At 37.9% G+C, this 23,641-nt stretch carries 15 protein-coding genes; 1 reads left to right on the top strand and 14 read right to left on the bottom strand.

What is annotated here, in order from left to right; translation table 11 throughout:
• Positions 1 to 442: 442 nt before the first annotated feature.
• From IGJ66_RS05360 to pcrA, 14 genes are all read right to left on the bottom strand, one after another.
• Positions 443 to 2,065, bottom strand: coding sequence for a glycoside hydrolase family 13 protein (locus IGJ66_RS05360; RefSeq protein WP_430616931.1), 1,623 nt, complete (start codon positions 2,063 to 2,065; stop codon positions 443 to 445).
• Positions 2,066 to 2,074: 9 nt separating this feature from the next.
• Positions 2,075 to 5,242 (bottom strand): TIM-barrel domain-containing protein, encoded by a 3,168-nt coding sequence (locus IGJ66_RS05355; RefSeq protein ID WP_430616930.1) that lies wholly within the window; start codon positions 5,240 to 5,242, stop codon positions 2,075 to 2,077.
• A gap of 57 nt (positions 5,243 to 5,299) precedes the next feature.
• The gene (locus IGJ66_RS05350) at positions 5,300 to 6,544 is read right to left on the bottom strand and encodes an ABC transporter substrate-binding protein (RefSeq protein WP_430616929.1); all 1,245 of its coding nucleotides are present in this window, start codon (positions 6,542 to 6,544) and stop codon (positions 5,300 to 5,302) included.
• A gap of 17 nt (positions 6,545 to 6,561) precedes the next feature.
• A complete protein-coding gene (locus tag IGJ66_RS05345; RefSeq protein WP_067484411.1) occupies positions 6,562 to 7,386 on the bottom strand; it encodes a carbohydrate ABC transporter permease in 825 nt (274 codons plus the stop codon).
• Positions 7,383 to 8,255, bottom strand: coding sequence for a carbohydrate ABC transporter permease (locus IGJ66_RS05340; protein WP_067484408.1), 873 nt, complete (start codon positions 8,253 to 8,255; stop codon positions 7,383 to 7,385). The genes IGJ66_RS05345 and IGJ66_RS05340 overlap by 4 nt, the downstream gene beginning before the upstream one ends.
• Before the next feature lie 14 nt (positions 8,256 to 8,269).
• Positions 8,270 to 10,537 carry a TIM-barrel domain-containing protein gene (locus IGJ66_RS05335; protein ID WP_430616927.1) on the bottom strand — a complete coding sequence of 756 codons (2,268 nt, stop codon included), beginning with the start codon at positions 10,535 to 10,537 and terminating at the stop codon, positions 8,270 to 8,272.
• Positions 10,521 to 11,552, bottom strand: coding sequence for a LacI family DNA-binding transcriptional regulator (locus tag IGJ66_RS05330; RefSeq protein WP_067484404.1), 1,032 nt, complete (start codon positions 11,550 to 11,552; stop codon positions 10,521 to 10,523). The genes IGJ66_RS05335 and IGJ66_RS05330 overlap by 17 nt, the downstream gene beginning before the upstream one ends.
• A 223-nt stretch (positions 11,553 to 11,775) precedes the next feature.
• Positions 11,776 to 13,149: a 23S rRNA (uracil(1939)-C(5))-methyltransferase RlmD gene (rlmD, locus tag IGJ66_RS05325; RefSeq protein WP_376016212.1), complete on the bottom strand. Its 1,374-nt coding sequence runs from the start codon at positions 13,147 to 13,149 to the stop codon at positions 11,776 to 11,778.
• Between the two features lie 117 nt (positions 13,150 to 13,266).
• Positions 13,267 to 14,310 (bottom strand): diacylglycerol kinase, encoded by a 1,044-nt coding sequence (locus IGJ66_RS05320; protein WP_067484400.1) that lies wholly within the window; start codon positions 14,308 to 14,310, stop codon positions 13,267 to 13,269.
• 10 nt (positions 14,311 to 14,320) lie between these two features.
• Entirely contained in the window at positions 14,321 to 15,751 is a 1,431-nt protein-coding gene (gatB, locus tag IGJ66_RS05315; protein ID WP_430616926.1) for an Asp-tRNA(Asn)/Glu-tRNA(Gln) amidotransferase subunit GatB, read from the bottom strand.
• Entirely contained in the window at positions 15,748 to 17,220 is a 1,473-nt protein-coding gene (gatA, locus tag IGJ66_RS05310) for an Asp-tRNA(Asn)/Glu-tRNA(Gln) amidotransferase subunit GatA (RefSeq protein WP_430616925.1), read from the bottom strand. The genes gatB and gatA overlap by 4 nt, the downstream gene beginning before the upstream one ends.
• The gene (gatC, locus tag IGJ66_RS05305) at positions 17,220 to 17,525 is read right to left on the bottom strand and encodes an Asp-tRNA(Asn)/Glu-tRNA(Gln) amidotransferase subunit GatC (RefSeq protein WP_067484390.1); all 306 of its coding nucleotides are present in this window, start codon (positions 17,523 to 17,525) and stop codon (positions 17,220 to 17,222) included. Before gatC ends, gatA begins: the two co-directional genes overlap by 1 nt.
• A 99-nt stretch (positions 17,526 to 17,624) precedes the next feature.
• Entirely contained in the window at positions 17,625 to 19,667 is a 2,043-nt protein-coding gene (gene ligA / locus IGJ66_RS05300) for an NAD-dependent DNA ligase LigA (RefSeq protein ID WP_067484387.1), read from the bottom strand.
• Positions 19,668 to 19,683: 16 nt separating this feature from the next.
• On the bottom strand, positions 19,684 to 21,921 hold the full coding sequence (gene pcrA / locus IGJ66_RS05295; RefSeq protein WP_067484385.1) for a DNA helicase PcrA: 2,238 nt from the start codon (positions 21,919 to 21,921) through the stop codon (positions 19,684 to 19,686).
• Between the two features lie 164 nt (positions 21,922 to 22,085).
• Between pcrA and IGJ66_RS05290 the strand changes: the two genes are divergently transcribed.
• Positions 22,086 to 23,621: a ClC family H(+)/Cl(-) exchange transporter gene (locus IGJ66_RS05290; RefSeq protein WP_430616924.1), complete on the top strand. Its 1,536-nt coding sequence runs from the start codon at positions 22,086 to 22,088 to the stop codon at positions 23,619 to 23,621.
• The last annotated feature ends 20 nt before the right edge of the window (positions 23,622 to 23,641 follow it).

The following is a 23,641-nucleotide window of genomic DNA, read 5'->3' as shown; positions in this document are numbered from 1 at the left end:
CAACAGCAGCAACTTTCTCCTTGTTTAATATACAACAAAAAGCAAGTAAAATCATTCTTTTTTTCGGCGTGGCTAAAAAAGAAGTGCACATCAATCAACTACGCGTGCTGTTGACGGACCACAATAACTTACAACCGCCTTCAAGAACGAGCAATCTCCTGCTAATTTTTGGTTCTTAGCGAAGAATCCTTGTCTCCCCACAATGATTGCAAAAGACATTCTTGAGTAATAACTCTTGACGGGCTTTCGGAATTTTTGTCCATTCTTTTTTACCTTGAACTGACATCAACTACGCCTCCTTCTATTTTTCAGCTTATTTTGTTAGGTTAATTTGCTGTGTGTAGAGGCTTTTGACTTTTTGTTTCGTGCGTAAAATATTTGTGACTGACTAAAGTCATGAAAAAATCTCTTTGGGAAATCCCAAAGAGATACTCTTTTTTTATTATAGTCGTACAGCAAAAGCTTCGTAAGGTCGTAAGTTGATCTCTCCGGTTAATGATTCACTTGTTAGCTCATAATTAGCAACGAGCACTTCTTTTGCTGGAGTCGGCATTCTGAACTCATTCAACTCTTCACTAATATTCGTAACAACTAACCATTTTTCAGCGCCCAATTCACGCGTATAGGCAAAAACTTTTTCTGGTGTGTCTTCCAATAATCGATACGCACCCCAAACAACGATTTCATTTTGTTTGCGTAGCTCAATCAATTGCTGATAGGTATAAAAAATCGAACTCGAATCTGTTAATGCTTGTTCCACATTGATCACTTGATAGTTTGGATTCACATGTAACCATGGTGTTCCTGTAGTGAACCCACCGTTTGGACTGTCGTCCCATTGCATGGGGGTACGTGCGTTATCTCGTCCTTTTGTATTGATTGACCGAATAATTTCTTCTTTGGTATAGCCTTTTTCAATTCGTTCATGATACATATTGATGGTTTCAATGTCTTCTGCTTCTGAAATGTCAGAAATCGGATAATTCGTCATTCCAATTTCTTCTCCTTGATAAATATACGGCGTCCCTTTCATCATGTGCAAAAGAATCGCAAACATTTTGGCACTCTCTACTCGATACTGTTGGTCGTTTCCCCATCTTGAAACGATTCGCGGCAAATCATGGTTATTCCAAAATAAACTATTCCATCCTTCGTTTCCTAAAGAAGTTTGCCATTTTGACAATACTTCCTTCAATTTGGTTAAATCTAATGGTGCTAAATCCCATTTTTCTTTTCCTGCTTGTTGGTCTAAGCCAACATGTTCAAATTGGAAAACCATAGATAGTTCATTTCGCTTTGGATCAGAATATCGCTTCGCAATTTCTGGCGTGGCACCCCATGTTTCGCCAACCGTTAAGAGATCTTTTCCACCAAACGTTTCAGTATTCATTTCCTGTAAATATTCATGAAGTCTTGGTCCATTTCCTGTAATTTCTTGATCTGGAAGTTTGCCTATCAAGTCAATCACGTCCATTCGGAATCCGCCGACGCCTTTCTCAATCCAAAAATTCATCATGTCATAGACTTCTTGACGGACTTTTTCATTTTCCCAGTTTAAATCCGGTTGTTTTTTACTAAATAAATGCAAGAAATATTGTCCTGATGCCTCATCAAATTCCCAAGCAGAACCACTAAAAGTAGAACGCAGCTCATTAGGCACCTGACCGGCAACAGGGTCACGCCAAATGTAGTAATCACGATAAGGATTTTCTGGACTCTTGCGTGCTTCAACAAACCAAGCATGTTCATCTGAGGTATGATTGACTACCAAATCCATAATGATTCGGATATTTCTCTTTCTTCCTTTTGCAATCAATTCTTCCATATCCGTCATCGTGCCAAATTCACTCATGATTTCTTCGTAATTACTGATGTCGTACCCATTATCGTCGTTCGGTGATTGATAAACAGGTGAAAGCCAGATAGCATCAATCCCTAAATTTTCTAAATAATCTAATCGCCGAATGATTCCTTGTAAATCGCCAATTCCATCTCCATTTGTATCTTGAAAACTACGTGGATAAATTTGATAAACGACTGAATTTTGCCACCATTCCTTTTTCATGATTTCCTCCTATAGACAAATTAATTCAATATCCATTGGCATTTCTTTATTTATCGTTACTTTTTGGTTAGCCTTACTCACGTGCAAGTCAAAAGTATGACCTAGATGATCTGTAATTGTCTGATTAAAATCTGTTGTAGCAGTAACTAGTAATGTTGCATTGGTATAGTTAGACAAATCATTTCCAATTGACTCACCAATTCTTTTTGACTCACCTAAATTTAGTAAAATGACTGAATTTTCTTTCACGTAAACTGGAATTTGATTCATTTCCGCATGAACAATAATCGTCTGTCCGCCTGTTACTTTTTCTTTTGTCCAGAAATCACTCCATGTTCCTCGAGGGAATGTCACTTGCCTTGAAGTTGCACCTTCTGTAACAATTGGTGCAATCAATAGCGATTCTCCAAACATGAACTGATCATAGCAATCTTCAAAATTTTCTAATGGATAGTCAATTTGCATCGCTCGCATCAATGGCACTTTATTGGTGACTGATTTGACGGCTTGGTCATAAATATACGGAAGTAAATTCATTCGTGTATTCGCAAAGAAACGATACACTTCAATCACTTCTGGTTTATTGGTTCGCTCCGCAATATTCCACGGTGTGCGATCTTGATTGTACTCCCCCTTACTTTCTGCATGATATTGCATAATTGGGCAGAACGCTGCCATTGAAGAAGAACGCATAAACAACTCCGCCGTGGGAATATCTCCATTGAATCCCGCTAAATCCCAGCCCCAAAAAATGACACCTGACATCCCGGAATTGATTCCTGCAATCAATTGTCGCTTAAACGCATCAAAAGTTGAACGTTCATCTCCCGCCCAATGTGCCGGATAAGCGTGCGCACCTGTATAGCCCGAGCGACTAAAAGTAATTCCTTGGTTTTGTTGCGCAAAATCATAATAAGCTTTGATGTATTCTTTAGGATAGCGATTGCGCATTTGACTTCCTGTACGACCATCGGCAAAAACAAGATCAGAACCATAAACCATTTCGCCGCCATCTGTTTTGAAACCATCTACACCAATGTCAATCAGGTACTGACGTTTTTCAAACCACCAACGTTTCGCCTCCTCATTCGTAAAATCCAATAATAAGCTATCTGTAAACCAATTTTCTGGAATCCGATAAGGTGAACCATCTGCATTTTTGACAACATATCCCTTTTCAATCATATATGCCTCGTCTTGATCTTTTAGGGGATGTTTTTGCTGATTCAAATATTTTTCAATTGGTATTTGCCAAAGAATAAATTTCAGACCATTTTTATGACAATCTTCAATCAATCGTTTCGGATCTGGCCATCTTCCCCACGCAGGAAATGTTAACTGATCATATGAATAACTTTGTTCTGGAGGAAGTAATGGGTACTGTGCATCATTAAACATATAATAGGTTGTTTCATCACTCCACTGTTCTAAAACGATTACGGTTGCAGGAATGTCATACCTAGTCGTTTGCTCAAGTTCATTTCGAACCACGCTTTCCCGATCCCAATTATTGCTAGACATCCACGGGCCTAGTGCCCAACTAGGAACCATGACCGGTTCTCCAGTGTAAGTCATATATTGTGCAATCATTTCTTTCATTTCACCATGTAGCAAATGGATTTCCGCTAGGTTTTCTTCTTCACTTGTTTCAACATAAATTGTTATTTCTTTTGGGTCATTCTTTTTTAAATCAAATCGAGTATAAGAATCTGTTGCGAAATATAACCCATAACCGTCATTGGTGAAATAATAAGGCATCGGCATATAGGTTCGAGTTCCTTGATCTCGATATTGATTGTAAACAAAACAATCGATTTCATTTCCTAATTGGTTGATTGAATTATAACGTTCGCCAAAACCATAATATAAGTTAGCCTGGTCTTGCAGACGTAGCGTTACTCCCTTTGCTCCTTTTCCAGCCAGTTCATGCAAAGTTAAACAATTTTCAGAAAAATAAAAAGATAATTTTTCTTTTTCGTTCGGTAAACAAATCGTATTTTTATCATTAATGCTGGCAAAGCAATCCTTCAATTGAACAGAATCCAACTGTGGTTCTATTTGACTTAATGCCAACTTATCCTCTTGTAATTTTAAGAATAAAGACTGTTCCATATTCTTCGTTAGATAAACATTTTCATTTTGATTTGAACCAATAAACTCGATTTTATTGAATCCCCAATTTTTTTGAATCGTTAACTCATAACAATCAGAGGTTTCTACTTGATGATTTTCTGCAGTAAAGAAATAGCTGCCACCAGAATAAGTTTCAGGAATCTGGACATGTGCTTGATAAATTCGTAATGTGTCATCAATTAGTGTACAGACAATTTTTTCGTTAAGCCCTTCAATCGTTAAAAAGACTTGGGTAACATTCTTACTATTTACTTGAACATCAAACGTACACGTTTCTCCCACTGTTGGGTAATGTGGGGTGCGCTCGTAAGGTAATTTTTCATACACATTTCCATTTCCTAAAGGCTTATGAATAAAGGGACTGGTTGATAAACTTTCTTTTTTCTGTCGAAGATAGGTGTCCAATAAGTCTACAAATACTTCATTTTTGTCCGTTTGTTCCTTTGCGTGCATCAAATAGTTTTCAGCCTTCACAAAATCATACTTTTCAGTAAAATAAATACCTAGTAAAGCTGCCTCATCTTTCGACCACGTCGTTTTACGGGAAACCAATTCCTCCATTCCAGCTACCATAATCAAATCTTCTGGCGCAAAAAGGCCAAATGGCAAGACGCTCAGTACTAAATCAACAGCAGGAGTTGCTTGTTTCACTGACGAGATCAGCGTTCCACGACGAATCAAGTGATCAAATATATAATCACGTATTTCAGTTATTTCTTTTTGTAAATCATTCTGGTGATATTTATTTTTGACTTCTGACAAGGTAATATAGTAAATAGCTAAATTAGATGTGTAATTGTCACTCTCTTCACCAAAAACATTTGTCACTTCTTTTGCCCAGTCTTGCTGAATTCGTTTAACAATTCCAAAATCAGTATCATTAAGATGTACTTCTGCTTTCATTTTTACCCACACTGTCGCAGCTGCAATCGGTAACTTTTCTTGTTCGCCACTTAAATCAGCGATTGCTTTCAAATCAGCTGACTGATTTAGTACATCCGTGTAATGCGTTAAAATTTGAGCGAATTTTGGCTCTAGCTCCATGAATAATCCCTCTCCTACTCTTGATATCAGTAGTTTTCTTCTTCAAAATTTGTTTACTTATTGGAATTCTGTTTGCAATTTATCCAGCGCTTCTTTAGCAGATTCTTCCCCTAATAGCACTTTTTGAAACTCTTTATCTGCGCTATCGCTAACTTTACTCCAATCCGCATCTACTGGCGGTAAAATTAGATAATCCAATGAATCAAACACAGCTTGACGATTTTCAGGTGGTGTCTGTTCTAGATAAGGTGCCAAAATCTTGCCATCAGTAATCGCCGGAAGCTCCCAACCATTATCAATGCGAATTTTCGCAGTTTCCGGACTTGCACTCATAAAACGAGTAAATTTATATGCCGCTTCTGCGTGTTTTGAATCTTTAGAAACTGCCAAACCATTCGCAAAGAAATGTGTTGCCTTTTGAGTATTCCCTGCTTCAACTTGAATATCCCAATCAAAATCTGCATCCTTGAATTGACCAAACATCCAAATACCCGTGTGTACCATCGCTAATTGGCCATTTAAAAATAGATCTTCTGAATTTTGACCTGACATTTCTTCTGGTGAAGGAGAGATTTTTTCTTGAACAACATTATTAACCATGTGTTCTAATGCTTCGACATTTTTAGAATCATTCAAGGTCCAGTTTCCATTTTCATCTTTTAATTTGCCACCGTTTTGTGCAGCAACTTTATAAAATTCGTTCATTGTCACTGGTGAATAAGTACCATAGATATTTCCTTTACTATTCGTTAATTTTTTTGCAGCTGCAACTTCATCTTGCCATGTCCACTCTTTTGTTGGATAGCTGACATCAGCTTCATCGAACAGTTCCTTGTTATAGAAAGTAACAACGTTAGAAAAACTTTCTACCATTCCGTATTGCTTTCCATCGTACTTGTATGCCTCAAAAGCCTCTTTATTTAAATCATTTGCATCAAATTCCGTATCTTTTTTGATGTAATCATCTAAATTTAATAGCGCACCTTTTTCAGCATAAGAAACAAAATTTTCATAATTTAATTCAAAAACATCTGGTGTCTGGTCCCCTGCCATCAGTGTCTGTAACTTTGTAAAGTAATCCTTATAGGGGATTAACTCGACATCAACCTTTATTTCTTCATTTTCTTTCTCAAATTCAGAAACCATTTCATTGAGCTGGTCTTCATAATCAGGCGTTGCCGAGAAACTATAATACTTGATGACAGTTTCTTTCTCACTTGACGAACTGCTCCCACTGCCACAAGCACTTAAAAATAAAGCTGTGATTACTGCTACTACTGTCAATAAAACTTTTTTATTCATTTTATCTCCCCCAAATTTTATTCTTTCATTCCACTCATGGTCATCCCCTGAATGAAGTATTTCTGAGCAAATAAGTACACTGCCAAAATTGGTATCACGCTAATAACCACACCAGCCATGACTAGGTTCCAATTCGTGCTCCAACGACCTTGCAACAACGATAATCCTAACGGCAAAGTCGCCATCTCACGACTGCTTGTCACAATCAATGGCCATAAATAATTGTTCCAAGATTGCATAAACGTAAAAATAAAAAGTGTTGCAATCGTCGGCTTAACAAGTGGCAAATCAACTTTCATAAAGACCGTCCAATGATTTGCACCATCCATAAAGGCTGCTTCCTCCAGTTCAGTTGGAATTGTCAAAAATGCTTGTCGCATCAAGAAAACACCAAACACACCAAAAATATTTGGTAAAATCAATCCTTGATAGCTATCAATCCAGCCCAAATTTTTCAACAAAATAAATTGTGGAATCATGATTACTTGAGAAGGAATCATCATTGTGCTCAAATAAAGCAAAAACAACAGGTTTCTCCCTTTAAATCGCATACGTGCAAACGCATAAGCTGCCATTGATGCCACTACAATCGTACCAATCGTTGTCAATAATGAAACGATGATTGAATTTTTCATAAACGTTAGCATCGGAAACCGTTCGATTACTTGTTGGTAATTTTGTAGTTGTGGATTGCTAGGCAAAAACTCAGGTGGGAAGACCATCGTTGCCCCGCGCTCCTTTAATGAAGTTGAAACCATCCACAAAAAGGGTAAGATCATAACGATACATCCTAGCAAAATAATGCTATATTTTAGAATCATCCATACATTGACTTTTTTCATCTTGTCATCCTCCTTTCTCCCCACATTTGACCGATTGACACGACTAGGATAATTAAAAAGAGTACCCAAGACATCGCTGCTGCATACCCCATTTCTGAGTATTTAAAAGCTGAATTGTAAATATTTTGTACTAAGACCGTCGTCGCTTCACCTGGTCCACCTTCCGTCATGATATTTACTTGATCAAATACTTGAAATGAATTGATTAATGAGATCATCGAAACGAAAAAAGTAGTTGGTTTCAACATAGGTAATGTGATTTTCCAAAATTGATGCCAATGATCTGCCCCGTCGATATCTGCCGCTTCATATAATGATGGCGAAATGTTTTGCAAACCTCCTAAATAAAGCACCATGATAAACCCGATATCCTTCCACACGCTGGTAATGATAATTGCTAACATAGCTGTTTTCGGATCATTTAACCAATTAGGACCTTGTACACTTAGCAATGACAAAAAATAATTAATCAAACCAAATTTGGGATTAAACAACCATTTCCAAACTAAGGATACAGCCACCCATGAAGTAACAACTGGCAAAAAATAGATACCACGAAATACCGCTTTCATTTTCAGTTTGCTATTCAACAATAATGCTACCATCAAACCAATAATCATGACTGAAGGAAGATAGCCCAGAATGAAGAGAAAAGTATTCTTTAAAGAATTCCAAAATTTCGGATCATGGAGCAAATTTTGATAATTTTTTAATCCTACAAATTTCATTGGATTAATTAAATCCCAGTCCGTAAAACTCACCCCTAATGAATAAAAGACTGGATAAATAATAAAAAGCAAAAATCCAATCAAACTGGGTAATAAGAATAAACAAATCCAAAAGAGGTTATTTTTCTTTGAACCAATCATTTTTCATTTCCTCCTTAACTTTCTTCAATATAGAAGACTTCAAATAACATTTCTGTTAGCCATTCATCTTTAAAGTGTTTAACAGTTGCTAACTTCTTTATCAATTCTTGCTTCTGAGATAGATACGTCCAAAGTTGATTTTTTAATTCGTATGAGATAGCCGGCCGATCAATTCGTTCAAACAATAAATCAGTGACCTCTTGCTTCACGATTTCCCTAACTGGTAGCTGAAGCTGATCAATTATTTCTGCATGAAAAATATTGTTGATTAGTTTGGAACCATCTTCATTTTCTACACAATATAAAGAGATTTGATTCTGCCGTTTTTCAGGTAAAATCGAAGTATCTCCACTGGTACTAATTGAAACGAGTTTTCTTTTCCAATCTAATGAAAGTACAGTGATACAGCGTTTTCCATTCAAATCTTCGATCATTTCGTAACAATTACTGTCACCTGGAAAAATTTTCCATTCAATTTTCTCTGGTAAACAATCAGGTTTTGTTTCCATCACATTTGGGTCTGTTGGAATAATTCCACCCGCTTTAGCAAACACAGCCAGTTCATTCACTTGGCGAAAGATACTCAATTCTGCTTGTCCTGCATACCGATTTCCTGTATAAAAGTCGTACCATTTTCCTTCAGGCAACCAAATTTCTTCCTTAGCAAATTGATAATCAGGATTCATTTGATGCACAATTGGTACAACTAAGAGTTCTTGACCAAATAGATAGTTATTTTGATAAAGATATGCTTCATTTTCTTCGGGGTAGCTATAATATAGGGGCTGGATCAATGCCTCACCTTTTTCACTCGTTTCAACATTCGCTGTGTACAAATAGGGAAGTAAACGATGACGTTCTCTAAGGGTTTCCTTCATCGCTACTTGGATTTCTCCAGAGAAATTCCATGGTTCTTTGCTATTAAATGGGCTTGATGAACTATGCAAACGATTAATCGGACTAAACGTACCAAATTGCATCCAACGTAGTGTCAACTCATCATCCCGACTCCCCCCCATATGTCCACCAATATCGTGACTCCACCAGGTATACCCAATATTAGTAGCTGTTGCTGTAAAATATGGCTGAAATTGTAATGAGGCCCAACTAATGATAGAATCTCCTGAAAAACCAATTGGATATCGATGACTGCCTGGTCCCGCATAGCGGGAAAGTATCAGTCCCTCTTTTCTTTGGGAAAGATCTTCAAAATGATATTGATTTAACAGCCAAAGTGGATCTAGTCCTTCTTCTTTACTTTTCTCACCTTGTTGCCAATCAATCCACCAAAAATCAACACCTTGTTCTTCCAAGGGATGATGCACATCTTCAAAATAGCCTTTTACAAATGTTTCATTCGTCAGATCAAACTCTGCTGGCTCTTCAAGTAAAACGTTTAACTTCATTCGTTTAGAAATAGCTGGATAAGCATCCTCAAACGCACGTATTCCATCAGATGGGTGAACATTTAACGAAACTTTTAATCCTCGGTCATGAAGTTCTTGTAAAAATTTATCTGGATTTGGAAAAAGCTCTTTGTTCCATGAATAACCGGTCCAACCACTACCAAAACGTTTTGGAATATCGCGAAGATGCCAATCCATATCGACTACACTCACTGCGAGTGGAACCTGTTCTTCCGTAAACTGATTCATTAATGCTAAATAGGATTCATCTGTGTAAGCCCAGAAGCGACTCCACCAATTTCCTAAAGCATAGCGCGGAACGATTGGTGACGGTCCCGTCAATTGATAAAAATCTTTCAAAGCTTGTTTGTATTGGTGCTGATAACCAAAGAAATAAAGATCGATTCCTCCTGTTTTTCTTGGCTGTAAATTTCCTTTGGCTGTCGCAATAGCTGAATGTGAGTCATCGAGTACAGCGTAGCCTTGTCTAGAGATGATTCCCTCATCTAATTCCGTTGCACCATCTACATTGTCTAATGTTCGTGTCGTCCCTTTTAATGTCTCAATTTTTTCACCGTAGTACCACCGATTGTTAAAATCTGTAAAATTTGATTTCATTTCAATCACCAAGCCACGGCTTGAAAATTTTTGCTTATCATAACGCAGATGAAACGACTCAGTGTACACTTCCACTAGCGATTCTGACTCTACTAAGTCAAACTCAAATTCTGGGAATTCGCGATTCACAACTATTTGTGTATCAGAATCAACAAATTTACCCTCTTCTGAATATTCCATGCGAATTAAGTGAGGTGTCAGTAAAGTAAAGCGATACTTTTCACCAGTTATCATTTGCTTACTAGAAATTTTTACCATGTTCTTTTTTCCTTTCTAGAACAGAATCACGTTGAATCAGTTCTCCCTCAACTAAAATTTTGTTTTCCATTGTTTGCTCTTGTGTCGCGTGCTGCAACATTAAATTAATTTGACGGACTGAAATTCGCCCTTTTTCCTTTTGTCTAAGGTCTACGGTTGAAAGTGACGGATCGAGCAATTTAGCAAAAATATTATTATCAAAGCTTACAAAAGAATGAAACCTAAGTTTTCGTTCACGTAATTGTTGAAGATATTGTGCCGCTAAGTAATCAGAGTTGATGATAAACGCGGTATAGTTGCTGCTCAAGTCAATAAATCGCTCCATTTCTTCTTCGGAAAACAATAATTTTTCATCTGGTCTCAGTTCATACTCAGCTAAAGCATCCATATAACCTAGATATCTTTGTGGAACTACACCATCATCTGTTAGTGAGAAAGTTGGGCTGAAAAATGCAATCTGCCGATGTCCGTGTTCAAGCAATGTTTTCGTAGCCTCATAACTCAATTTTCGATCATCATTGTTAACAAAAAGAATATTTGCACGCTCAAAATCATGATTATAATAACTATCAATGAAAACGATTGGTTTACTGATTTTATTAATCAGCTCTGTAATAATATGCTCAAAAGCTCCGACAACAATAAAGCCATCAAAGTTCCAATTTCGCTGCAGTACATCGATATCCGCTAATTCGTTGAATCCATGGAACATCAAAAACATTCCTTGTTTTTTTGCTTCAAACTCAAGACCAGTCATCAAATCGGAAATAAACGGATCGCCAAAATCAATTTCTTCTTTTGTTGAATAATATAAAATTCCAATCATCTTTGATTCCTGTGCAACTAGAGAACGTGCATTCAGGTTTGGGGCATAATTATATTTCTCCATCAGCTTGTTAATCTCACGTTTTTTCTTTTCTGACACTCGATTTGGTTTATTGTTCATAACATTTGAAACAGTCGCAATACTAACACCTGCCTCTCGTGCAATATCTTTGATCGTTACCTTCTTCATTCTCTCCGCTCCTAATTAAAAAAAGTTAAACGTTTTACTTGTTTTGTCAGAAAGAGAATATCACTATTTCCATCCAATGTCAACGTTTACATTTTTTATTTTTCTTTTATTTTTTGTTTTGATGTGCAATATAAAAACAAAAAAAGCGAGGATATTCTTCCAATATCCTCGCCTCTAACAATTTTCCCTAATGATGTTATAAAGCTTTTGGTAAGTCCGGTTGTTATTTTCCTTTTTGTTCTAGCAACGCCACCAACTCGACATGATGCGTCTGCGGAAATAAATCAACAGGTTGCACTTTTGTTGTTTCATAGCCTGCTTCGGCAAACAATTTTGCATCGCGCGCAAAGGTTGCCGGATTACATGAAATATAGACAATTCGAGAGGGGTTCATTTCGATTGCTGACTCAATGAAGCTGCCGTCTAATCCTTTACGTGGCGGGTCAACCATGATGACAGATGGTTTGATACCTTTATCTTGCCATTTTTTCATTGCCTTTTCAGCTTTGCCCACTTCATAATGTGCATTTTCGATTTTATTAGTTAATGCGTTAAACTGTGCATCTTCAATCGCTTCAGGAATGATTTCCATTCCATAGACTTCAGCAACACGATCAGCTAAGGATAAACCAATAGTACCGATTCCTGAATATGCATCGATTACAACATCTTCTTTGGTTAAGTTCGCAAAATCAATTGCTGTTTGATAAAGATATTCTGCTTGCTGTGTATTGACTTGATAGAAAGACTTAGCAGAAATTCGGAAGGTCTTACCTAAGAGTTGATCCTCAATGTAATCTTTTCCAAATAAAACAACTTCCTTTTTACCAAAGATGACATTTGTTTTCTCTTCATTGATATTTTGAATGACAGAAACAACTTCTGGTAATTCTTCATGAATCACTTTAGCAATTTCTTTTGCTTTGAAGAATTTTTCTTTACGAGTAACTAAAACAACCATCATTTCATGTGAATAATGTCCACGACGAATGACGATATGACGAATTTGTCCTTCGTTTTTGGCTTCGTTATACGCACGAACTTGGAAACGTTCTAAGATATCACGCACAACAACGATTGCTTTATCGATTTCTGGATCTTGAATGTAAAAATCTGTAATGGAAACTAAATCATGGCTGTTTTTCTTATAAAAACCAGTAGCCAAATGACCATCGATTTTACGAACAGGAATTTGTGCTTTATTTCGGTAAGCAACTGGTGAAGCCATCCCCACTACTGGTAGGACAGGCACTTCTGGTAGCTTCGCAATTTTTTCCATCACATTTTCAACTTGGTGTTGTTTGAACACTAATTGTTTTTCATAACTTAAGTGTGCAAGTGGAGCGATTCCTGTACGAATTAATGTTTTGTCTTCAACAGGTTGACGATCTGGTGAAGTCGTTAACCAGTTTTCTACTTTCGCATAGCCAAATTTATTTCCTGCCTTTAAAACAAGAACTTCAACTTCTTCTCCAGGTAACGCATTTTCAATAAACAATGGGTAGCCGTCAATTTTAGCTACACCCATTCCTTCATAGCTTAAATCAATAATTTTTACGGTATAACGTTCATTTTTTTTCACTGTTTGTTCGCTCATTATTTACTCCTTTAACTTCTTACTTGTCTAGTTCTGACTCTACTATAAATCATTGTTTTTCACAACAACTAAAACCGGTACTGACCTAGGTTCCTAGTATCAGTACCGGTTGTCTGTCTATTTTTCCTCGTCAGCGATCTTGCCGTCACCGTCAATATCTTCGTCTGTTAATCGTTCGACTTCTTTTACAAATTCCTTACCAACTTCTTCGAATTCTTCTTCCTCTACACCCGTGATAGCGGCATCAGGAATCTTATCCGTATTCGCAAAAAATTCAATATGTTGATGTAAATTAGAGAAGTGCATCGGTGCATCGCCACCATATTCACCATCTAAATTGATCATCACTGGACGATTTGTATCATCTTCGGTTTCAACATACAATTCGCTTGTCTTTGTATAAATCACACGATGATCTTCGACATGACGTCCGCCATTCAACATCAGCGCTGCAATGTGTAAAATTTCAAAAATATTGGCTGTCTTGACGATAATCAATGAAAATTTTCCATCGTCAAGCTTTGCATCCGGAGCAATTTGCTCAAAGCCACCTACTGAATTCGTTAGCCCTAAGAAAAACATGGACGCATTTCCAATATATTCTCCTTCATCATACTTCAAACGCATTTTGATTGGTTTCACTCGAGGCAACATTTCTGCTCCCTTTGCGAGATAGGCTAAGTAACCAAAAATACTTTTCAATTCAGATGGCACTTCATAAGTTAATTCCGTTAAGTAGCCACCTGCTGCTATATTGATGAAGTAACTGTTTTCGGCATGACCAATATCCATTTTAACCGTCTGATTTTTTTTGATGACTTCGGCAGCTGCCTTGATATTGTCACGAGGAATTTTTAGTGCTCGTGCATAATCATTCGTTGTTCCAGCCGGGATAATCGCCATTTTAGGTCGTTTCTTCAAAGGTGCGATTCCATTAACAACTTCATTGATCGTTCCATCTCCGCCTGCTGCCACAACCAAGTCAAAGCCTAATTTTCCGACTCTCGTTGCTTCATTTTTCGCAGAGTCTTCTTCGGGAGTTGTTGCATAAGCACTTGCTTCATAACCTGCGTCTTCTAGTGCTTGAAGAATATCAGCGAGGTTTTTTTTCAGCAATTCTTTACCTGAAGTTGGATTATAAATGACACGTGCTTTTTTCATGATTTTCCTCTTAACGTTTCGTCAATTCATCTTTTAGTAGTTTATTCACAACACCTGGATTTGCTTGTCCTTTTGTTGCTTTCATGATTTGTCCTACTAAGAAGCCGACTGCACGATCCTTTCCGTTTTTAAAGTCTTCAACAGATTGTTCGTTATTATCTAAAATTTCATTGATAATTGGCAGTAATTGACTTGGATCAGATAGTTGGATCCAGCCATTGGCTTCAACGACTCCTTGTGCATCGCCACCGTTTGCGATTAACTCACGGAACACTTTTTTCGCAATTTTTGAACTGATTGTTCCGTCCGCAATCAAACGGATCATTCCTGCCAAGTTCTCTGGTGTTAATTGTGTTTCTGCTAATTCTAGTTTTTCACTATTTAAGTAGGCAGAAACTTCACCCATCAACCAGTTAGAAGCTTGTTTTGCATCTGCACCGTTTTCTAATGTCGCCTCAAAGAAGTCAGACATTTCTTTCGTTAACGTTAAGACCATTGCATCATACTCAGGCAATCCGAAATCATTGATATAACGTTGGCGACGTGATGCTGGTAATTCTGGTAACGTTGCTTTGACACGTTGAATCCACTCATCATCAATCACAAATTTTGGAATATCTGGTTCTGGGAAGTAACGATAATCACTTGATCCCTCTTTGACACGCATCAAAATTGTTTTATTTGTTGTTTCATCAAAACGACGAGTTTCTTGTTGGATTTCGCCACCAGAAAGTAAAACTTTTGCTTGACGTTTTTCCTCAAAAGCAAGTCCTTTTTTAACAAATGAAAGTGAGTTCAAGTTTTTTAGTTCTGCTTTTGTTCCAAATTCTTCTTGACCATAAGGACGTAAAGAAATATTGGCATCACAACGCATAGAACCTTCTTCCATTTTCACATCACTAACTTCAGTGAACTGGATGATTGAACGCAATGCTTCAAGATAAGCATATGCTTCTTCTGGTGAACGCATATCTGCTTCTGAAACGATTTCGATTAGCGGTGTGCCTTGACGGTTTAAGTCAACGTATGAATAGCCACCGATACCGTGCATGTTTTTCCCAGCATCTTCTTCTAAATGAACACGTTCGATTCTAATTTTTTTCTTTTGTCCTTCAACTTCAATCTCAATCCAACCATCGTGACCGATTGGTTGGTCAAATTGTGAGATTTGGTAAGCTTTTGGATTATCAGGATAGAAGTAGTTTTTGCGGTCGAAATGTGTATCTTTTGAGATTTCGCAATTCAATGCTAAAGCTGCTTTCATCCCAAACTCTAAAGCCGCTTTGTTCATTACTGGTAACACACCAGGGTAACCCCAGTCAATCACGTTTGTATTGCTGTTAGGTTCTGCTCCAAAATGTGCAGGCGCTGGTGAGAAAATTTTAGAATTTGTTTTTAATTCAACGTGGACCTCAAGTCCAATGACTGTTTCGAAGTTCATTCGCCTTGCCCCCCTAGAATAGCAGGTTGTTGCTTATGAAATTCTGTCGCTTGTTCAAAAGCATACGCTGCTTGATACATTGTTTTTTCTTCAAAATAATTACCGATTAGTTGTAACCCAACAGGAAGACCTTCTGAAAGTCCAGCTGGAATTGACATACCAGGAAGTCCTGCTAAGTTCACTGGAATTGTTAAAATATCACTCATATACATCGTAATTGGATCGTTGATATTTTTGCCGATGCCAAATGCTACAGTTGGTGAAGATGGTCCAATGATTAGGTCATAATCAGCAAAAATTTTTTCGAAGTCTTGTTTGATTAATGTTCTCACTTGGCCAGCTTTCTTGAAGTAAGCATCATAATATCCTGCACTCAATGAGAATGTTCCTAGCATAATCCGACGTTTTACTTCGTCACCAAAACCTTCCGAACGTGAGTTAACATACACATCTTCCAAATTTTTCACATTTTCAGAACGATAGCCAAAGCGAATACCATCGAAGCGTTGCAAGTTTGAACTTGCTTCAGATGAAGCGATGATATAGTAAACTGCTACACCATATTTTGAATGTGGCAAGCTAACTTCTTCGACCGTTGCACCTAATGAACGGAATGTTTCTGCCGCTTTCAATACTGCTTCTTTGACTCCAGGTGCCACACCTTCACCAAGATATTCTGTTGGCAAAGCAATTTTCATTCCTTTGATGTCACCAGTCAAGCCTTCAGCAAAGTTAGGTACAGAAACACCTGATGATGTTCCGTCTTTTTCGTCATATCCGCTGATTGCTGTTAATGCTAATGCATTGTCTTTAACCGTTCTTGTCATTGGTCCAATTTGATCTAATGAAGAAGCAAATGCAATCAACCCAAAACGTGAAACACGTCCATAAGTTGGTTTCATTCCAACGATTCCATTAAATGCAGCCGGTTGACGAATACTTCCACCTGTGTCGCTTCCAAGAGATACAGGAATTTGTCCAGCAGCAACTGCTGCAGCAGAGCCACCTGATGAACCACCAGGAACTTTAGAATGATCCCAAGCATTTTTTGTTTTCTTGAAGTAAGAAGTTTCTGTACTTCCACCCATAGCAAATTCATCCATGTTTAGTTTACCTACAGGAATCATATCTGCTTGATAGACTTTATCCATAACTGTTGCATCATAGATTGGGTCAAAATTATAAAGGATTTTTGATGCCGCTGTTGTCAACAAATCTTTCGTTACAATGTTGTCTTTGATCCCAATTGGAATACCTGCTAACACATTGTTTTCATCAATTCCTTTTTCATCTAATGCTTTTGCTAATTCAAGTGCTTTTTCTTCATTTAATGTAATAAACGCTTCGATTTCTGGTTCTGTTTCTTTAATACGTTCAAATGTTGCTCTCATTAGATCTTGTGCAGTTATTTCTTTAGAAACAAGCATCCCATGCAATTCTTCTAATGAACGGTTGTATAATTCTGTCATTACGCGCCTGCCTCCCCATTATCAATAATTGCGGGTACCTTAATAAAACCATCTTCAGATTCTGGCACATTTTTTAATAACTCATCGCGACTCCAACCTGCTTGTGCACGGTCTTGACGCATTACATTCACTGTTTCAACCACGTTTGATGTGAATGGAACACCTTCTGTATCTACTTCTTCAAGCATTTCCACCATATCAATGATTTTACCTAATTGGTCTGTAAAACTTGCAAGCTCTTTTTCATCAAACGCAAGTTTTGCTAATTTGGCAACGTGTTTGACTTGTTCTTCACTAATCGCCATACTACCCCTTCTTTCTTAAACGAGTTAAAAACTTTGCTCTCTATTTTACCACAAGTGTGGAAGCACTGAAATTATTTATTGAAATTTATCTGAAAAAGCTTAGTTTTCGGTTTCCACAGGATGACTTTGTGCTAACGCTTCTGCCATCTTTTCTTCCGTCCAAATCTCAATTCCTAGTGATTCTGCTTTCGTCAACTTACTTCCAGCTTCTTCACCTGCTACAACGATATCTGTTTTTTTAGAGACACTTCCAGTCACTTTTCCACCAAGATTTTCAATCGTAGCTTTCGCTTCTTCCCGCGTAAATTGAGTTAACTTTCCAGTTAGAACAACTGTTTTATCCTTGAATGGTGATTCTACTTCAGCTAATTGTTCCAAGCGAATGCCTTTGTAGTCAAAGTTGACCCCAGCAGCCTTTAATTCATCCATTAATTCATGTACTTCTTCATTACTAAAGTACGTCACGATGCTATCTGCGATAATCGTTCCCATGCTATCAAGCGCAATGATTGATTCAAAATCACTCTGACTGATTGCTTCTAAATTACCGAAGTGTTCTGCCAAAATCTTAGCAGCTTTCGCTCCAACATGGCGAATGCCCAAGCCAAAAATTAACCGTTCGACTGAATTTCCCTTGCTGTTGGCAATTGCTGTCAGAATATTATTAGCAGCTTTTTCTTTAATCTTGTCTAACGTCAGCAATTCTTCTTCTGTTAGTTTATATAGATCTGCAACATCTGCGACTAGCTTTTTATCATACATTTGTTCAAGTACTCTTGGACCTAAGCCTTCAATATTCATCGCATTTCTGGAGACAAAGTGATTGAGCCCTTCTTTCATTTGTGCCGGACATTTTGGATTGATACAGCGAAGAGCAACTTCTCCGTCTAAATGGACTAGCTCGCTTTCACATTCAGGGCAATGTGTTGGTAATGGATAAGGTTCGCTATCTTTTGGTCGTTTGTCTTCAATCACGCGAGCAACTTCTGGAATGATATCTCCTGCTTTATAGATTAGTACCGTATCGTGCAGTCGAATATCTTTCATTTTGATGTAGTCGCCATTGTGCAGACTGGCACGGCTCACCGTAGTCCCCGCAACACGAACAGGGGTCATGACTGCCGTTGGCGTAACTACTCCTGTTCGACCAACAGTCCATTCAATTGTTTCGATGACCGTTTCGACTTCCTCTGGAGGAAATTTATACGCAGTCGCCCAGCGAGGAGCTTTGACCGTGAACCCAAGCTGGTCTTGAAGTGAAAAGTCATTGACTTTCACTACGATTCCGTCAATTTCATAAGGCAAATCAATTCGTTGATCATGAAACTTTTCAATATACGTCCAAACTTCTTCAATTGAATGACACAACTGTGCTTCATGATTGGTATGAAAACCAAGTTTCGCCAGTTCTTGCAATGCTTCGTACTGTGTTTTTGCTTCCATCGGACCAAAATCAGCTACAGTGTACAAAAAAGTATCCAAATTGCGCTTAGCTGCAATCTTTGAATCAAGTTGCCTTAATGAACCCGCCGCGGCATTCCGCGGATTAGCAAAAACATCATGACCAGCGGCTTCTCGTTTTTGATTTAACTCGACGAAGGATCTTTTTGGCATGAAGCATTCGCCACGAACCTCAATCGAAATTGGTTCGTTCAACCGCAAAGGAACGGAACGAACAGTTTTCACATTTTCAGTAATATTTTCACCGACCGTTCCATCGCCGCGAGTAGCGCCACGGACAAAGAGTCCATTTTCATAACGCAATGAAACAGAAAGCCCGTCAATTTTCAACTCACAGCAATAATCCACTGGATGACCAATCGCTTTTTGCACACGTTGATCAAAAGCAAACAATTCTTCCTTGTCAAATACATCATTTAAACTATAGAGTGGAATGTCATGCGTGACTTTCTCAAATCCTGCAAGAACACCACCACCGACCCTTTGAGTTGGTGAGTCTACGGTGATTAGTTCTGGATAATTTGCTTCGATTGCTACTAATTCTGCATAATGTTTATCGTAAACAGAATCTTCTACCGTTGGCTGATCTTCCACATAATATTCTCGGGACCAACGATTTAATTGTACACGCAATTCTTCTGCTCTTTTTGTTGCGTAATCAATCGTCATTTCTTGTGCCATCGTTTTCCCCCCACTATTAAACTTTTTCAATTGGTGCAAATGCCGCTAATAATCGCTTAACTCCTTGACCTTGAAATGCAACGTCTAATTCAAGATCTGTAGCTGTTCCATTTACTCGAACGACTGTCCCAACTCCCCATTTCTTATGCTTGACTTTGTCGCCAGCTTTCCAGCTATTGTTTTCGCCACCAGTCGCTGTTTTTGATGAAACAGTCGTCACTTGTGGCTGTTGATAACTAGGTGTAGTGGTTTTTGTCGTAAATGGAGAAATTTTCTTTGGTGTTGGTCGCATTCCTTGAATTTCCAATAAATCTTGGTCAATTTCGTCAATAAATCTTGAAGGACGATTGTATTGTGTTCGTCCATATAACGTTCTCGAAAAAGCATTGGTCAAGTATAAGACTTCTTCTGCTCTGGTAATTCCTACATAAGCTAAGCGACGTTCTTCTTCTAGTTCACTTTCTTCCATCAAAGCACGGGAAAGTGGAAAGACGCCTTCTTCTAGACCAATCAAAAAGACCACTGGAAATTCCAGACCTTTGGCCGCATGCAACGTCATTAAAGTTACTTGCGTCGTCTCTTCTTCTAAATTATCAATGTCTGAAACTAGCGCTAAATCATTCAAGAAAACCGTTAATTTTTCTTCAGGTGCATCTGCTGTTTCTTCATTCTGTTTTTCAAATTGTTTATCGAATTCTTGCGTAACACTTAAAAATTCTTCCAAGTTTTCTAGTCTAGCTTGTGCTTCTAGTGTATTTTGGATCTTCAAATCTTCTTGATAGCCACTGCGTTCCAAAACTTCTTTCGTTAAATCCGTAACAGATAAGTAAGGAACCATTTGTGTGACTTCATCAATCATCGCTCCAAATTCTGCTAATTGACGACCAGCTTTCCCACTAATATTTGCTAAGTCCACGTTTTGAGCTGCTTCTAACAATGCCCATTCATGAATTGAAGCAAATTGACGTAACTTATCAACTGAACCAGGACCAATTCCTCGCTTAGGCGAATTGACTACTCGTTCAAAGCTGATTGAGTCTTGCGGGTTGGCGATCACATTAAGATACGCCAAAATGTCTTTGATTTCTTTTCGATCATAGAATTTGTGTCCACCAACCATTTTATAAGGTATGTTGGCCTTTAATAGCGTTTCTTCCATTACACGTGATTGCGCATTTGTTCGGTAAAGAACTGCAAAGTCGCCATAATCTCGCCCGTTTTCACGCATTTCATGTTGCATTTTTTCAATGACAAAACGTGTTTCATCACGTTCATTATCGCCACGATAGTAGGTGATCTTAGCACCTTCTTGGTTTTCAGTCCAGAGATTTTTAGGTTTGCGGTTGGTATTGTTTTCAATCACTTGATTAGCAGCATCCAAAATTGTTTTGGTTGAACGATAATTTTGTTCCAATAAAATAACACTTGCATCAGGATAATCTTTTTCAAAGTCCAAAATATTTTGCATGTCTGCACCACGCCAGCCATAAATACTTTGGTCGGCATCTCCCACAACACATAAATTGCGGAAACGTCCTGCTAGTAAATTGACTAACGTGTACTGAGCATGGTTGGTATCTTGATATTCATCCACATGGATATATTGGAATTTATTTTGATAGTAAGTCAGGGAGTCTGGATGTTCATTGAACAAACGAATCGTATTCATAATCAAGTCATCAAAGTCCATACATTGATTGTATTGTAATTCTTTTTGATAAGCTTTATAACATTTAGCAGCAATTTCTTCATAATAGCTGCCTTGCATTTTTTCAAAGTCTTCAGGCATTTGTAAATTATTCTTGGCTTGAGAAACAGTTCCCAAAATTCCTCGAGGATCATATTTTTTAGGATCAATATTAAGCTCTTTTAAAATACGTTTCATCAAAGTAAGTTGTTCGGAAGAATCGATAATCGTAAAATTACGATTGTAACCAATAAAATCAACATCTCTTCTCAAAATGCGGACGCACATTGAGTGAAATGTTGAAACCCAGACATCTTCGCCACCAAATTCCAAAATTGCGTTCACACGCTCTTTCATTTCTTTCGCGGCTTTATTGGTAAAAGTAATCGCTAGGATATTCCAAGGATTCACTTCTTTTTCTTCAATTAAATAAGCAATTCGATGCGTAAGAACGCGGGTCTTTCCGCTTCCTGCACCTGCCATCAATAACAACGGCCCCTCGGTATGAAGAACAGCTTCTTTTTGGCGAGGATTCATCCCCTGTAATAATTCTTGCTTGGATGACATTCACAACATCCTTTCTTTTATCAATCTCATCAATTATAGCATTTTACCACTCTTCATTAAACCAGCTAGCTGAAAATCATCCGAATTTCTGAAACAATTTTTTCGTCTCTCGTCAGAACAAAGATTTCATGCTAAAGTAAAAGAAAGTGAGGGATAATTTTACGATGGAAAAACGATTTAAACGAATAACATTCGATGACACTCGAATTCTTTTTATTTTAAAAGGAATGCTTGTGGGTTTATTTGCTGGACTCGTGGTCAGTTTTTTTCGATTAGGGATTGAAACATTAAGCAAGAAGATTCAATTTTTTTATCAGCAAAGCCAGCAAACACCAAGCATTCTCATTGGCTTGTTTCTTTTTTCACTGGTTGCTGCTTTTTTAGTTGGTCAATTGATCAAGCATGAGCCTGCGATCAAAGGAAGCGGAATTCCCCAAGTGGAAGGTCAATTGCAAGGTGAACTAACTTATAATTGGTTTTCTGTTTTGTGGAAAAAAATGGTTGGCGGAATCTTTTCCGTCGGTTCCGGTCTATTCTTAGGGCGTGAAGGTCCTTCCATTCAATTAGGGGCAGCAGTCGGACAAGGTACGAGCCAACTTTTTCATTCTTCTAGCTCTGAAGAAAAAATTTTGATTTCAAGCGGCGCTAGCGCTGGCTTAGCCGCAGCATTTAATGCACCCGTTGCTGGATTGTTATTTGTCATTGAAGAAGTTCACCATTCATTTTCACCATTAGTTTGGCTCACTTCTTTTACTTCAGCAATTGTCGCAAACGCTGTTTCACTTTATTTTTTTGGACTGAAACCTGTACTTTATTTAGGGGCGTTGCCTTCTTTACCTTTTCATTATTATGGTGCTTTGATCATTTTAGGAATTATTTTAGGTCTTCTTGGTTTTATTTATCAAAAAACATTGCTCGCTTTGCCTCGATTTTACAAAAGAGTCCCCTTGCCTGAATATTATCACGGACTCATTCCTTTTCTTTTGGTCTTACCAATCGGTTATTTATGGCCAACAATTTTGGGTGGTGGTAATCAAATCGTCGTGCAGTTAGGACAGCTAACGCCACCACTTCAAGGAATTATTTTACTATTAATCATTCGCTTTGTTTTCTCCATGATTTCGTATGGTGGTAGTTTACCAGGAGGAATTTTCTTACCCATTTTGACATTGGGCGCCCTAATTGGCAGTCTTTACGGAAAGTTGCTTGTTCTTTATTTTGGAATGGATCCTGTTTTTGTGAAAGATTTCGTTGTGATTGCTATGGCGGGTTACTTTACAGCCATTGGAAAAGCACCTCTGACTGCAATAATCCTCGTGACGGAAATGGTTGGCTCACTCAATCATTTGATGCCACTTGGCGTTGCCTCGTTGGTTGCCTATATCGTAAATGATTTATTGGGTGGACATCCGATTTATGAATCTTTGCTTGAAAGACTAGTTGACAATCAGCCAAAGCAATCATCTGGAAAGAAAACCACTTTTGATTTCCCTGTTACAGCTGAAAGTCAACTAGATGGCATCATGGTTCGCGATTTTAATTGGCCCAAAAACATGTTGCTTATTTCAATTTATCGAGGAAAAAAAGAATTGATTACTCATGGTGACACAGTAATGAAAGTTGGAGATATTCTGGTCATTTTGACAGATGAATCAAATATGGCATCAATCAAAAAAGAAATCCAACTAAAGTCTAGCTAGCATTTCAGCAAAAAAAAGAG

This window comes from Enterococcus sp. DIV0176 (assembly GCF_050528535.1).
In the GTDB taxonomy this organism is placed as follows: domain Bacteria; phylum Bacillota; class Bacilli; order Lactobacillales; family Enterococcaceae; genus Enterococcus_B; species Enterococcus_B thailandicus.
This window is presented reverse-complemented; position numbering and strand designations above follow the sequence as displayed.